Genomic DNA, 13,445 nt, shown 5'->3' on the forward strand with positions numbered 1-13,445 from the left:
CGTGCCTCCTGGTTCTTCGTCCGGTTTCGTCTGTCGCTGCGCGGCCGCGTCATCGGGTCCGCCGCTCGTCGTCGCGCGATACGTCGACGATCGTGCTCGCAAGCGTCGGCATGTCGACCGGCTTGCACAGATACGCGTCGAAGCCGGCGGCCATCACGCGGCTGCGGTCCGCGCTTCCGGCGTGCGCGGTGACGGCGACCACCGGCAGCCGTGCACCGCCGTCCGGCAGATGGCGGATCCGGTCGAGCAGCCAGAAGCCGTCGCCGTCCGGCATCGCGAGATCGGACAGCACGACGTCCGGACGCTCCCGCTCCATCGCGGCGAGCGCGTCGCGCCCCGACTGCGCGGTCGCCACCTGCGCGCCGAGCGTTTCAAGCGCGGCCGCGAGGCTGGCGAGCGACGTCGGGTCGTCGTCGACGACGAGCACGCGCCGGCCGTCGAGCGCGACCGCAGTCGGCGTACCGCCCGGCCGCGGCGGCGGATCGTCGGCGTCCCAGCCGGCCGGCAGCGTGACGGTCACGGTCGTGCCGCGCCCGGCGCCGTCGCTGGTCGCCGACACGTCGCCGCCGTGCAGGTGCGCGATGTTGCGCACGATCGACAGTCCGAGCCCGAGCCCGCGCTTCGGCGACGTCGGCGCACCGTGCGGCCGGTTGAACGTGTCGAACAGATGCGGCAGATGTTCCGGCGCGATGCCCTGCCCGGTATCGGCGACCGACAGCCGCACGTGCTCGCCGGCCCGCGTCAACGACACGTCGACGCGCCCGCCCGGCGGCGTGTACTTGATCGCGTTCGACAGCAGGTTCGACAGCACCTGCCGCAGCCGCTCGCCGTCCGCCGGAATCACGCAGGTCGGCATCGCGCAGTCGGTCGCGAGCACGATGCCGTTCGCCTGCGCGGTCGCCGCCAGTTCGCGGGCCGTTTCGCGCACGATGCGCACGAGATCGACCGGCACGCGTTCGAGCTGCAGCCGGCCGGTCGCAAGCGACGACGCGTCGAGCAGATCGCCGACCATGCGCGACAGCGAGCGCGCGCTGCGATCGATCGCGTCGACCGCCTGCTGCGCGAGCCCCTGGCCGTCGACGCTGCGCAGCACCTCGACCCAGCCGTAGATCACGTTGAGCGGCGTGCGCAGTTCGTGCGATACCGTCGCAAGCAGTTCGTCCTTCATCCGGTTCGACTCGTCCGCCTGCACGCGCGCGTCGCGCGCCCCGCGCAGCGAGCGCAGGTCGCGCCGTTCGCCGAGGCGGCGTTCGCGCGCTTCGCGCAGCGTCATCGACAAGCCGGCCGACCTGCCCTGCGCATCGACGATCGGCGACGCGGCGAACGTCGCGCGGAAGCAACTGCGGTCGCCGCGCATGCACAGCACGTCGAGCGGGCCGATCGGCGCACGCAGGTTCGCGAACGACGTCGGCACCGGATGCAGCCGCAGCCAGCGCGGCGCGATCAGCATCGTGACGTCCCGCCCGACGGCTGCACCGGCATCGATCCCGAAGATCCGCTGCGCGGCCGGATTCCAGCTCGTGATCCGTCGTTCGGCGTCGACGCCGACGATTGCGTCGGGCGCCGCGTCGACCACGCGTCGCAGCAGCATGTCGTCCGCCATCCGCGGCGCGACGGCCGGTTCGCGCCGTGGCGAACCGGCGCCGGCACCGGCACCGGGAGCGACACCGGCGTTGTCCGGCAAGCGATCGTTCCTGAACAGCGGTTTGGCGATCGCGACCAGCACGCATTCGGCGAACGCGATCGCGACGAACGTGCCGGCATGCGCGAGCAGATGCGGCAGCGGCGCGTGGCGCGATGCCAGCGCGGCCATCGCGATCGCGCTGGTCGCGACGGCGGCGAGACCGCCGCCGAACGAGGTCTGCCACGCGGCGACCGCGACGGCTGCATAAAAAGGCAGCGGCGCGAGCGGTGCGTGCATGCCGACGACGCGAGCCGCCCACGCCTGCAGCGCGGACGCCACCCCGACGGCCAGCACGACCCACGCGGCCTGCTTGCACAGCTCACGGGTAAGGGTCGTCATCGTTTCCTTGAATCGCGCCGGCTTCTGCCGCCATCGGCCATGCCGCGCCGGCGATCCGGCATCCCGCCGCGTGCCCGGCGAGTCGGGATGCGCCCGCAACGGCCGTACCCGGCTGGCCGCGGCGCGGTGCCGGCTGTGGCTGCCGCGTATCGTCGGACGGATCGGGTCGCGCGCCGCGCGCGCTTGCGCGGCCGTTCCGATTTTTTCATCGGGGCGCTGTAAAAACGGATCGATACGGTCGCGAGCCAGTCCCTTGCACGGCGCGGCGGACGGTCCTTTTAGCTCGCACGCGCTGATTGAAATTTTCTATTACACGGCACCTTCACACGGATCCGACTGTCGATGATAAATATTGCAACGTCCAATCGACGTGTTGCCAATTTTCAAAATGGTGCGTTAATACCGATGGGTGAATCCGCAAACCGCTCGAAGCAGCGCGCAGACGGCCGCCGGCTCTCCGGCCGCTCCGCCGCGATGCGTACGCTGCTGTCCCGTATCGAAAAGATCGCGCCGACCGGCGCGAGCGTGATGATCGCCGGCGAAAGCGGCGTCGGCAAAGACATCGTCGCGCGTCGGCTGCACGAGCTCAGCGAACGCCGCAACGGCCCGTTCATCGCGGTCAATTGCGGCGCGATTCCGGCCGACATCGCCGAGTCGCAGCTGTTCGGTCACGAGAAAGGCAGCTTCACCGGCGCGATCGCGCAGCGCGAGGGCTTCTTCGAAGCCGCGCGCGGCGGCACGCTGCTGTTCGACGAGATCGCCGAAATGCCGGCGGCGCTGCAGGTGAAGCTGCTGCGCGCGCTCGAGTCGAACACGATCATGCGCGTCGGCGGCACCGAGACGATTCCGCTCGACGTGCGGATCGTGTCCGCGACCCGCCACAACCCGGCCGAAGCCGTGCGCGACGGCCGGCTGCGCGAGGACCTGTTCTATCGCCTCGCCGCGTTCGCGCTGTACGTGCCGCCGCTGCGTCAGCGCGAAGGCGACGTCGAGACGATCGCGCAGGAATTCGTCGATGCGCTCAACGCGCGCCATCGTTCGCACAAGCGGCTGACCGACGCGGCGATCGCCGCGCTGCGCGCATACTCGTGGCCCGGCAACGTGCGCGAGCTGCGCAACACGATCGAGCGCGCGTACATCCTCGCGGACGAGCGGATCGACGTCACGCTGCCGAAGGAGACTGCGCAGCCCGAGATCACGTCCGACAACGCGATGGCGCTGCCGCTCGGCGCGACGCTGCATCACGCGCAGCAGCACTTCATCGCGGCGACGCTGCGCCACTTCGACGGCAACAAGCCGCGCGCCGCGAAGGCGCTCGGGATCAGCCTGAAGACGCTGTACAACCGGCTCGCGCTGATGCGCGACAACGAGCCGGGCGGCAGTTCCTGATCGGCGCGGCCGCTCGCGCCGCGCGTCGTCGCGGCGTGCGCGGCTTCAGCGGCCGCCGTTCGAGCCCGTTGTTCCAGCCGCTACGCTCACGCGACCTTGAACTGTCCGACCGTCGACGCGAGCGCGTTCGCCTGCGTCTGCAGCGCGGTCGCGGCCGCCGTCGACTGCTCGACGAGCGCCGCGTTCTGCTGAACCATTTCGTCGAGCTGCGTGACCGCGCGGTTCACTTCCTGAATGCCGCGCGTCTGCTCGTTCGCCGCATGCGTGATCTCCGAGATGATCGTCGTCACGTTCGCGACGTTCGACACGATCTCGCGCATCGTGTCGCCGGCCTGACGCACCTGCCCCGAGCCGGCCGACACGCTCTCGACCGTCGATTCGACCAGCACCTTCACCTCGCGCGCGGCCTGCGCGCTGCGCTGCGCGAGGCTGCGCACTTCCTGCGCGACGACCGCGAAGCCGCGGCCCTGCTCGCCCGCGCGCGCCGCTTCGACGGCCGCGTTCAGCGCGAGGATGTTGGTCTGGAACGCGATCCCGTCGATCACGCCGATGATGTCGCCGATCCGGCCCGACGCCTGTTCGATCCTGCCCATCGTCGACACGACTTCCGACACGACCGCACCGCCATGCGACGCGATCCGCGACGCGGCGGCCGCGCGTTCGTCCGCCTGCCCCGCCGCGGCCGCCGACTGGCCGACGGTCGCGGTGATCTGCTCCATCGACGCGGCCGTTTGCTGCAGGCTCGCCGCCGCCGATTCGGTGCGCGACGACAGATCCTGGTTGCCGGCCGCAATCTCGTTCGCGGCCGTGCGTACCGATTCGCTCGCGTCGCGAATCTGCCGCATCACGGTGTTCAGCTTGCCGACGAAGCTGTTGAACGAGCGGGCGATATCGGCGACTTCGTCGCGGCCTTCGGCCGGCAGCCGCTGCGTCAGGTCGCCGGCACCGGAGCCGATCGCGGCCATCGCGTGACGCACCTGCGACAGCCGACGGAACGCGGTCGCGGTGATCGCGCCGACGATCAGCGACGCCACGCCGACGATGACGATCAGCGTGACGAGCGACGTCGTCAGCAGCGAACGCATGCCGACCGTCGCTTCGGCCTTGTCCAGCAGCACCGCCGCATACCAGTCGGTGCCCGGCACGGGCTGCGCGCGCGCGAGCTTCGCGTCGCCGCCGACGCGCACTTCGACCGGCGCGTTCGCCGTCGCGAGCGACGCCGCGCTCGCGCTGCCGAGATCCGGCGACACGTCGGCGACCGGCTTCAGCGTCAGCTTCGGGTCCGGATGCGCGACCACGTGGCCGCTGCCGTCGATCAACATCCCGAAGCTCGCGGGCGTCGGGCGGATCGACTTCACGTTCGCGATCACGCTGTCCATCGCGACGTCCGCCGCGACGACGCCCTTCAGCGCGCCGTCGCGCAGGATCGGTACCGCGAACGTGACGACGAGATTGCCGGTGCCCGCGTCGACGTAAGGCGGCGTGACGACCGGCTTGCCCGCCTGCGCGGCCTGCTTGTACCACGGACGCGCGGTCGGGTCGTAGTCCGGCGGAATGCCGGTCGGATCGGAGAAGCGAAACGTCTTGTCCGCGTAGCCCGCGTAGACGTTCGTGAAACCGCCGGCCGCCGCCATCTGCTTGAACACCGGCAGCGGATCGGGCGACAGCGCGGCGTCCTGCAGCGACGCGATCATCCGGCTGCGGGTCGCGACCCAGTCCGCGATCCCGACGACGTGGCCGCTTGCGACCGACGTCAGATTGCGGTCGATCGCGTCGTCGTTGTACGACTGCGCGATGAAGTAATTGATCAGTGTGGTGGCGACCAGCGCGAACACGACGATGGCGACGCACGCGGCAAGAATGCGGGCGCGGATGGACGAGAACATGGCAACGACTCGGTAAGGGCGCGCGAACGCCCGGTGGACGAATTCACCGGTAAACGGCAGCCGCGCCGCTTACTTGAGCGCCATGACGGCTCGATGATACGTATGACGAAACGCGTCGCCGCTGCGGCGGCGCGGATCGCAGGCGCCGGCGGGCAGTTGCGATCGGGCGCCGGCGCGGTGCATTCGTCGGCTGCCGAACTTCTCGTCGTGACGTGATCGCCGCGCGGACGTCATTCGAGTGGATCGGCGCACGCGAGCGCGCGTTACCGGCTACTGCCGGCGCGCGGCTCCCGCACCGCGTGCCGCGCATCGTCGGCCGCGTCGTCGCGGTCGGAATCGGGCTGCCTGCGCATCCGTTCGCGCAGATGCCGGATCGCGAACACGTGGATGTAGTCGTGAACGCGTGCGTCCGACGCAAGCGCGCGCATCTCGTCGTCGAGCATCGCGCGCAGTTCGTCCGTGCCGATCGCGCGCTGCGCGGCGGCTTCCTTCAATGAATCGAGCAAATTGTCCTGGGACATCGACAGGCTCCTGACGGTCGAGGAACAAGCGGTTAACGATGCTGGAAGTCTGGACGTTGGATCGTCGCCCGGCGTGCGATGCGCCGAAGCGTGTTGCGCGCGATCGACCGCACGTTGCGTGCCGTCGAGCCGGCCGTCGACAGGCCGGCTGCGCGCAGCGTCCGCGGCGCATTGTGCCCGCGAACGTGTTGAAGCGTTGCCCCGCATTCCCCGGAATGTAGGGTCGGTGCGTCGCGCAAACGATGCAAAGCTGTACGGCGTCGACGCAGCGGACAACGTAGACCCATCGAAACCATGCGTCAAGCAACGCACGCGCACGCGGCATTCGTCCGGTCGAACGTGCACGATCGGCGGATTCGCCGCGGCGCGGTCGGCGCGCGTGCTCGTCCGCGGATTCGGGATGTCGCACACGGGCCGCGACGAATGCGTCGCGATGCGGGCCGCGAAAGCGGACGGGGTGACGCGCACCCCGCCCTCTTCCAAGGCAACCGGCGGTTGCCTACCCTCGTGCCGGAGAGTTCCGGACCGGAATCGACGTGCCGCGCACAGGCGGCCGGCTCCGGAAAACGGTTGAAATGAAACGGTCGCGAGCGGGCGATGCATCGTGCATCGTCAGCCGATACGCGGACGGATGCTGCGACGACGATCGTCGCGGACTGCGTCGGCGCTCGATGTTGCGGCACTGTCTCACGCGATGCGCGCGCGGTTTCTGACGCAGGTCAACCGGAACGCGCTTTGGCCACCTGACGCCGCGACGTGTCATCCGGCACCGCGCACCAGCAGCACCGGCACTTGCGCGAGATGGGCGACACGTCGCGCGACGCTGCCGATCAGCCACGCGGCGATGCCGCGCCGGCCGTGCGTGCCGACCGCCAGCAGTTCCGCTCGCCAATGCACGGCCTCGCGCATCAGCGCATGCGCGACGTCGTCGCTCGTCGGGCGGGTTTCGACGAGCGCGCGCCGCGCCGGGTTCCCGCTCGCCTGCAGCAACGGAGCGACGCGCGCGAGCACGTCCTCGCCCTCCGCGCGATACGCATCCTCCAGCGCGCGCACCGGCACGATGTCGGTCAGCCGAACCGCGCGATCGACGACATACGTGGCATACAGCAGCGTCGTCGGCGCCGCGAAGCCGAGCCCGACCCGCACCGCGTGCATCGACGGTTCGCTGCCGTCCACCGCGAACATCAGCCGCTGCAACGGGCCGTCCGATGCGCGTACATACGCGGCCGGCACGATCAGCAGCGCGCAGCGCGCGCGTGCAGCCAGCGTATCCGACATCGTGCCTTCGACGAGCCGCAGCAGCCCGTGATGCGGATTCGCACCGACGATCAGCACGTCGGCCCGCCACGCGGACGTGTCGTTCGCGAGCGCATCGGCCACGGTGCCGCCGGTGACCGACGTATCGACGATCGCCTGTTCGACGTGCGCGCCGCTGTCGGCGAACAGCGCGGCGATTCGCTCGAGCGTTGCGCGCGCTTCGCGCACCATGTCGTCGCGTGCGGACGTGAGCAGCGCGTCGATGCGCGGGATGTCGGGCAGCACGAGACGCGGATTGTCGATCGCGCAGACGATCCGCAAGTGCATGCCGGGACGCAGCAGCGTGCGCGCATAACGCGCGGCGGTCAGCGATTCGGGCGTCGGATCGACGGCCAGCGCGATTCGGTCGAGCGATGGGGCGGGCTGGGCAGGCTGCATGACGAAGATCTCCGGGCGGGCGCGTCGCCGCGAAACGGCGACGAAAGCTTCGCGCGGATGCGGCCGTGGCGAGCGGCGGACGCACGGCGTGTGTGCCGCTGCCGGCATCGGTAGCCGCGACGCGAAGCGCGGACGAGCGATGCGGACAGCATAGAACGTCCGGCCCGCGCGTGCATGACCTCGATCAACGCGCGTGCGACCGCCGTCGCGCACGCGGGACGGCCGGACAATTATTTGTTCGGCGTCGCGCGCACCGGATATGCGCTTGGAAGCGTCGCGTCGCGTGCGGCCCGCAACCCTCACCGAGCGCAAAGGCGTACGCGGCGCCACGTTCAGCGCGAGGTTCGTAAAAGGGATACCCGCTCGTCTTCCGCTCAGACGGCTGTCCCATCTCGTTTTGGGAACCATCCCATATCACCGGATACGCCGCTCGCTGAAAATTACCGCATGGCGGCGCTACCCGTACAAGTCGTTCAATCGATCGCGCGACGGCGTCGGCATAACTGCACAGGAGATCCATCATGACGCTCGAGAAGGTTCTTTATCGCACTCACGCAACCGCAACAGGTGGACGTAACGGACACGCGGTCATTCCCGAGAACAATATGCGGTTCACGCTTTCGGAACCGCACCAGACCGGCAGCGGCAACAGTACAAAAACCAATCCCGAGCAGCTCTTTGCTGCCGCCTACAGCGCCTGCTTTCTCGGCGCCATGAAGTTTGTCGCAGCGCGCGACAACATCGAGATGCCCGCTGACGCGAAAGTCGATGCTCATATCGCGCTCGGCCCCGTCGTGGGCGGGTTCGGTATCGAGGCGGAGCTAAAGGTCTCGCTGCCGCGCATGGATCGCCATACCGCCCGCTCCCTGATCGACAACGCAGATTATGCGACGCGGGGCAACGTCAAGGTCACGCTGACGCTCGTGTGACGCCGGAAAACCGGCGCTGTCGAGGTCGCCGGTCGCAGCGTTCCATCCGCGACGGCTCAGCGGATTCGGATCCGTCGCAATCGCCACTCAGGCGCACAGCGATGATTTGCGCATCGCATCGCCCGCACGGCAGCCGGCGGGTCCGAATCCGATGCTTAAAAGAGGACGGTTGAACGTCCCGTCAAGACCAAAATACGAGGGATCCAAATGAAGCGCATTTCAATCTGGATAGGTGGAATCGTGGTGTGGCTGTGTGCTGTCGGCGTCCTGCTCTACCTCACCTGCCCAAGCGGAACGACATCGAGCGGCCTGCATTTGAGCCGCTTCACGCTCTACGGCTCGCCGCAGTAATTCGCGCGCGGGCCGGCTGCGCGGCCTGCCGCCTCGGTGCAGCGAAGGTCCTGCAGGCGACGTTGTGCGGGCCGGCGTGATTGCGAGTCCACATCCAGTCGGCCACGAGACGCTGCACGCGGGACAGATCTTCCCGGTGTTACCGCGGCGATCATGCGTATCGCGGTCCGATTGAATCGCTCGACATAGGCATTCCGTCGAGGCTTGCCTCGCCCGTCAGAGACGGCCTCACAACGTCACTTCGACAACGTTGTGCAAGCGGTGTGAAACTGAGGCGGTTGAAATACTGGCCGCAGCCTCTGCAAATGTAGGTCGGCAGCCGCCCCGTGTATCGATGCGTGTATCCCTTTTTGTCGATCGCCGTTCCTTTGCAGCGCGGGCACGACGGAACAGGGTCTGCGTCGGGCGACAGCAAGGCTTGCACGTGGTCGCGTAGCGCCTGTTCAAACGCACGGCGGCTCTGACGCAACGCCTTCTCATCGACCTCGCCATTAGCCGACGATTTCGAATCTTTGATCCGTGCACGCGCCCGACTCTGCATCCTCGAATTTCCTTAGAACTGCGCGGTCACCTGAAAGCCGACCGTCACACGCGCAGTCGGGAATCCGGACGGCTTGTAGACCGGCGTACCGGCGAACAGGTCGTAGCCGTAGCCGCCGAAGCGCGTCGCGACGCTGCCCTTCACGCCGATCACTGCACCGGCCAGTTGCGTGCCGACCAACGCAACCGGCTGCGGCCCCCAAACGCGGCCGTAATCCAATCCCGCATAGATCGCCTGTCCGGTCTGTCCGATCGGCATCTGCAGTTCATTGCGCCAGTAGAAGCCGCGCGCCGCCGCCAGCATCGTTTCGCCGTCGAAACCGCGAACTGTGTAGCGACTGCCGATCGTCAAGTCATCGATGTAGTACAGCGAGTTCCCGGTATATTGGCCGTGGATGTTCGTCACGTATCGGAACGGCTGCTTCGCGATCGCGAAAGGCACGGACAGGTTCGTATCAAGTACCGCCATCCTGAAGCGGTAAGTCGGACCGCCACCGGCAGCAAGAATGTCGTCCTGTGCACCCAAGCCTCCGACGCCCTGTCGGTACGCCAGCGTGCCGTCGAACTGCGCGCCGTCGAAGTAGTGACGATCAGTCAGGCCGAATTCAACGAACGTGTTGTTGCGACGCTGCTGCGGGATTTCCGTATCTTCGATGAAACTCTGACCGAAGCGGCGCGACAAGCGGACATAGCCGCCGAATACGTCGTTCTGGCTGCGTGCAAGCACTCGGGCAAGCTTGAAATCGATCGTCTTTGAATTGCCGCTTGCAACGAATGTTTGATTCACGCCAGCGATTTGCTGGTAGTACGTGTTCGTGTAGGCCGATAACGTCGCGGTCCAATAGCCCCACGGGATCGAATAGAAACCGTTCCAGCCGTGCGAACCAAGGCGCTTGTCGCCAAGTTCAAGGTCTTGGCTCACGCCGACATTAAAGACGTCGTTTAGCCCGAGCGGGTTATCAATACCGATCGACAGATTGCCCTGTAGCTTGCCGGTCGCACGCGTGCCCGAGTTGTCGATCGATGCAACGACTGTCCACGGCTTGCCACGCTTCACATCGAGCACGACATCGCTTTCGCCAGGTACATCGGCCGGAACGATCTGCATCGACACGTCTTGACTCTGTGCGCGCTTCATCTGCTCCAAACCTTGCTCAAGGTCGCGCAAGTTCAACAGTTCGCCGTCGCGTGTTGGAAACGCGGTTTTCCATGTGCCCCGCAGTTTTTCATCGGCGAAGCGCACGTGTCGGATCACGCCGGGAATCAGCGAGACTTTCAACGTACCGGACGACAAATCCTGTTCGGGCAGCAGTACGCGCGTCGTGATGTAGCCGCGCGAAAGAATGTCTTGCGATAACGCTTTGACAAGCACATCAAGACCTTGCTTGCCGACGCACTGTCCGGTGTAGTGTTCAAGCCACTCACGTGCGAAAGCAAAACGGTCCATTGGAAACGCGGACGCGCCTTGCGATTTCACTATTGCGAGCAGCGAATCGGGAACATCGAGCGTGAAGCGGTCAATGCGGAAGCACGGTGTTTCGGTCGGAAGCGTTGGATACGCTTCAACAAGCGGCACTTCCGAACGCACTGACGGTGCGCGCACGGCTGCGTCGCGCTGCTGCGCGTCGCGTTGCTGCTGCGCCTGCCGATCTTGTTCTGCATTCGCACGCGCGGCGGCGGCTTGGTCGGCTGACGTAGGAGCTTGTTGCGCCTGAACCGCAAACGATACAAAAGCCGCAAGCGGTACTGCCGCCAGCCGTTTAATTGTTTTCATTGTCAGACGGGCAGAACCCTGAGGTAGATTAAGTGGCACAACTGTTCGTCATCACATTCCGCGACGTATCCGTTCATCGAATCGTCGCTATTTGAGAAAGAACATCCTCGTCTGAATCAATCGACATAACTGGATCATCATAACCATCGATGTTATCGCTTAACCATTGCTCTCCGGGTCGTTGGACATGAAATTTGGTCACAACACTAAATTCATCAGCACTTATGATGGCGGTGATTCGCGATGTTCGTTGCATTGCATTCCAAACCATAAACACCTCCTTCACAAGCAGGACAGCCTGTGTAAGTGGCGCCACCGAATCGTAGTCTTCAACATGCAAAGAATTAACGAAGCATTCATAGCCCGTGCAATCGGTAAAACTCCCTCGCGTCACGTTCGTTGCCCCTAATAGACCACGAAGGAAGTAGCACTCTTCAAGCAAATCGAATCCACTATCTGCGATGCTCTTTAGCGATGGATTGAGCGGCCCGTCCAGTCGCACTTCACTCAATGCCCCCTTCATAGCGCGATTAATTTTCATCATTTACCTCCAAGGTACTTGCTGAGTCCCTTCTGAATTGCGGGAATTGAAGCTCGGATTGTTTAGCAGCTTGTTAACTGAGTTTGGTGCGCCCGGGAACGAGTTCGTATTCGGATCGTTGCGCCTGCCGATCTTGTTCTGCATTCGCACACGCGGCTCGGCTTGGGCGGCAGGCGTCGGAGCCTGTTCAGCATGAACCCCGAACGATACGAGGGCTGCAATTGGCAAAACTGTCAGGCGATGAAAGATGCTCATCGTTATTGTTAGTAAATTTAACTCCAATCAAATGGATTTTATAAGTCGCCCAATTCTCTGCTTGATAGACTGAGTCGCCCACTTTCTATCAATTACGCTTTTCATCAGCGGAGAAAAAATCGAGATCAATGCAGGTGCACCCTCAATCCAATTCAATGCCTTGGATGGCCAATATTCCGAGACTGATGAATCAAGTGCAAATTCTATCAAGAGATTCTCAGGAAACGAGGCAACTTGATTTTCGAAATCAGGAAACTCTCGTGCAATGCGCTTAAGGCCATCAAAGAAATTATCTCGATCCAATTCTAGAATTGGAAGCAGCGGCATTGTATCCTCTGGCGATTTAACCGCGCGCACATTTCCATTTAAGTCAATACTCCAAGTTCCAATCGAATCAACGCCAACGCACACCTTTCCCACACTAACAACCCAAATTGCGTTTTCCTTGACAATCGGACTTGGCACGAATTCGGCTTTCATTTGCTTCCCCAAGGAGTATGATTCACCGGCACCCCGACTCGTTTGGACAGCCATTGTTGGAATTGATTCCAAATTTCAGGCGTCCAATTCTGGCCGTAGTGTCCGCTATTTTCTGTCGTAAGAATCGATCCGTCTGCGGCTCGACTAAATCCCCCTCCAACCACATGTGCATCATTTGCACCGATGGCCTGCGCCAATTGCTGATGCGCAGAACCGTCAAACAACCCTGATGCAGGTTTTCCAACAGCAAATGTATTCGTGGTCGGGTCAAACACAAACTCGATACTTCCCTTAGACGGATAGTAATTCTTAAGAGCGGCAACTGAAGTGTCGTCAGTGATAGCAATCACACCGGATACAGGACCGGAACCGGAGAAAACCGGGGCCTTCGAAGCAATTTTTTCAATTACCTTGCTTGTGGCGTTTTCAATAGCCTTACCTTCACCAATGGTCAGAACACCTAGTGCCGCGTCGCCAATCGAACCAACGGCAAGCGCTACCCCCATGCCCACATTGCCGTTGGAAAATGCAGTCTGCGCTTGATCTGCCATCTTGTGGCCGGGCACAAGGTCCAATGCTGCATTGCCAAACTGCTTGGCGTAGTTCCATCCCTTGTCAAGAAATTCACTCCCCGTGCCTCCTGTACCGTTTGCATTGGTTTGATCACGGTTATACAAGTCGGCATTCGTTGCTGTGAACGCACCCGATGTACCACCGATCAACGCGCCACCCGCACCAGCCAACACGTTCGACAACACGTTGCCTGCCAGCATCGAATCTGTACTGCCGCCAACCGCGTCTGCAAGACTATTCAGCTTACCGGCCAGCGCCGACGACAATCCGGCACCCGCCGCACCGGCAAGGGCATTACCACCGCCTAATCCAGCAAGGAATGCGCCACCGGCGGTATGCATCAGCACTCGGTTCGTACCACCTTCCGCCCACGAATCGGCCTCTGCCTGATATGTAGCCTGTGCCGTAGTGTCGCCCGCCAGCTTGGCCGCATCGGCCGCGTGTTGGGCTTCCTTCTGCTTCATATCTGCGTAAGCGCCGATGCCTTG

The 13,445-nt window shown here is 64.3% G+C and carries 12 protein-coding genes; 4 read left to right on the top strand and 8 right to left on the bottom strand.

Translation table 11 applies throughout. From position 1 onward, the window contains the following. Positions 1 to 49 precede the first annotated feature (49 nt). Entirely contained in the window at positions 50 to 2,023 is a 1,974-nt protein-coding gene (locus BUB20358_RS18585; protein ID WP_035974112.1) for a hybrid sensor histidine kinase/response regulator, read from the bottom strand. A gap of 342 nt (positions 2,024 to 2,365) precedes the next feature. Here BUB20358_RS18585 and BUB20358_RS18590 point away from each other — a divergent pair, with 342 nt between their 5' ends. Next, on the top strand, positions 2,366 to 3,412 hold the full coding sequence (locus BUB20358_RS18590) for a sigma-54 interaction domain-containing protein (protein WP_006765910.1): 1,047 nt from the start codon (positions 2,366 to 2,368) through the stop codon (positions 3,410 to 3,412). 86 nt (positions 3,413 to 3,498) lie between these two features. Here the strand turns inward: BUB20358_RS18590 and BUB20358_RS18595 are convergent, their stop codons facing one another. Beyond that, entirely contained in the window at positions 3,499 to 5,298 is a 1,800-nt protein-coding gene (locus BUB20358_RS18595; protein WP_035974110.1) for a methyl-accepting chemotaxis protein, read from the bottom strand. Positions 5,299 to 5,331: 33 nt separating this feature from the next. On the opposite strand from BUB20358_RS18595, the gene BUB20358_RS18600 reads away from it, so the two are divergent. Continuing rightward, a complete protein-coding gene (locus tag BUB20358_RS18600; protein ID WP_123806712.1) occupies positions 5,332 to 5,514 on the top strand; it encodes a hypothetical protein in 183 nt (60 codons plus the stop codon). Positions 5,515 to 5,561: 47 nt separating this feature from the next. On the opposite strand, the gene BUB20358_RS18605 is transcribed toward BUB20358_RS18600, so the two are convergent. Beyond that, positions 5,562 to 5,819 (bottom strand): DUF3562 domain-containing protein, encoded by a 258-nt coding sequence (locus BUB20358_RS18605; RefSeq protein ID WP_006765908.1) that lies wholly within the window; start codon positions 5,817 to 5,819, stop codon positions 5,562 to 5,564. A gap of 759 nt (positions 5,820 to 6,578) precedes the next feature. Continuing rightward, positions 6,579 to 7,514, bottom strand: a complete 936-nt coding sequence (locus BUB20358_RS18610; protein WP_035975269.1) for a universal stress protein — start codon at positions 7,512 to 7,514, stop codon at positions 6,579 to 6,581. Positions 7,515 to 8,035: 521 nt separating this feature from the next. Between BUB20358_RS18610 and BUB20358_RS18615 the strand changes: the two genes are divergently transcribed. Beyond that, positions 8,036 to 8,443, top strand: a complete 408-nt coding sequence (locus tag BUB20358_RS18615) for an Ohr family peroxiredoxin (protein ID WP_006765906.1) — start codon at positions 8,036 to 8,038, stop codon at positions 8,441 to 8,443. A gap of 207 nt (positions 8,444 to 8,650) precedes the next feature. Continuing rightward, complete coding sequence (locus tag BUB20358_RS18620) at positions 8,651 to 8,794, top strand: hypothetical protein (RefSeq protein WP_158380438.1); 144 nt, start codon at positions 8,651 to 8,653, stop codon at positions 8,792 to 8,794. A 553-nt stretch (positions 8,795 to 9,347) separates the two neighbouring features. Here BUB20358_RS18620 and BUB20358_RS18625 read toward each other — a convergent pair. The 4 genes from BUB20358_RS18625 to BUB20358_RS18640 all read right to left on the bottom strand — a co-directional run. Beyond that, a complete protein-coding gene (locus BUB20358_RS18625; RefSeq protein WP_045552248.1) occupies positions 9,348 to 11,108 on the bottom strand; it encodes a ShlB/FhaC/HecB family hemolysin secretion/activation protein in 1,761 nt (586 codons plus the stop codon). Positions 11,109 to 11,181: 73 nt separating this feature from the next. Continuing rightward, a complete protein-coding gene (locus tag BUB20358_RS18630) occupies positions 11,182 to 11,652 on the bottom strand; it encodes a PM0498 family protein (protein WP_223296978.1) in 471 nt (156 codons plus the stop codon). A 279-nt stretch (positions 11,653 to 11,931) separates the two neighbouring features. After that, the gene (locus tag BUB20358_RS18635) at positions 11,932 to 12,384 is read right to left on the bottom strand and encodes a hypothetical protein (RefSeq protein WP_123806713.1); all 453 of its coding nucleotides are present in this window, start codon (positions 12,382 to 12,384) and stop codon (positions 11,932 to 11,934) included. After that, a partial coding sequence (locus tag BUB20358_RS18640; RefSeq protein ID WP_243408560.1) for a polymorphic toxin type 43 domain-containing protein occupies positions 12,381 to 13,445 on the bottom strand: 1,065 nt, incomplete at its 5' end. The genes BUB20358_RS18640 and BUB20358_RS18635, both read right to left, overlap by 4 nt.

The organism is Burkholderia dolosa (assembly GCF_902499135.1).
Taxonomy (GTDB): domain Bacteria; phylum Pseudomonadota; class Gammaproteobacteria; order Burkholderiales; family Burkholderiaceae; genus Burkholderia; species Burkholderia dolosa.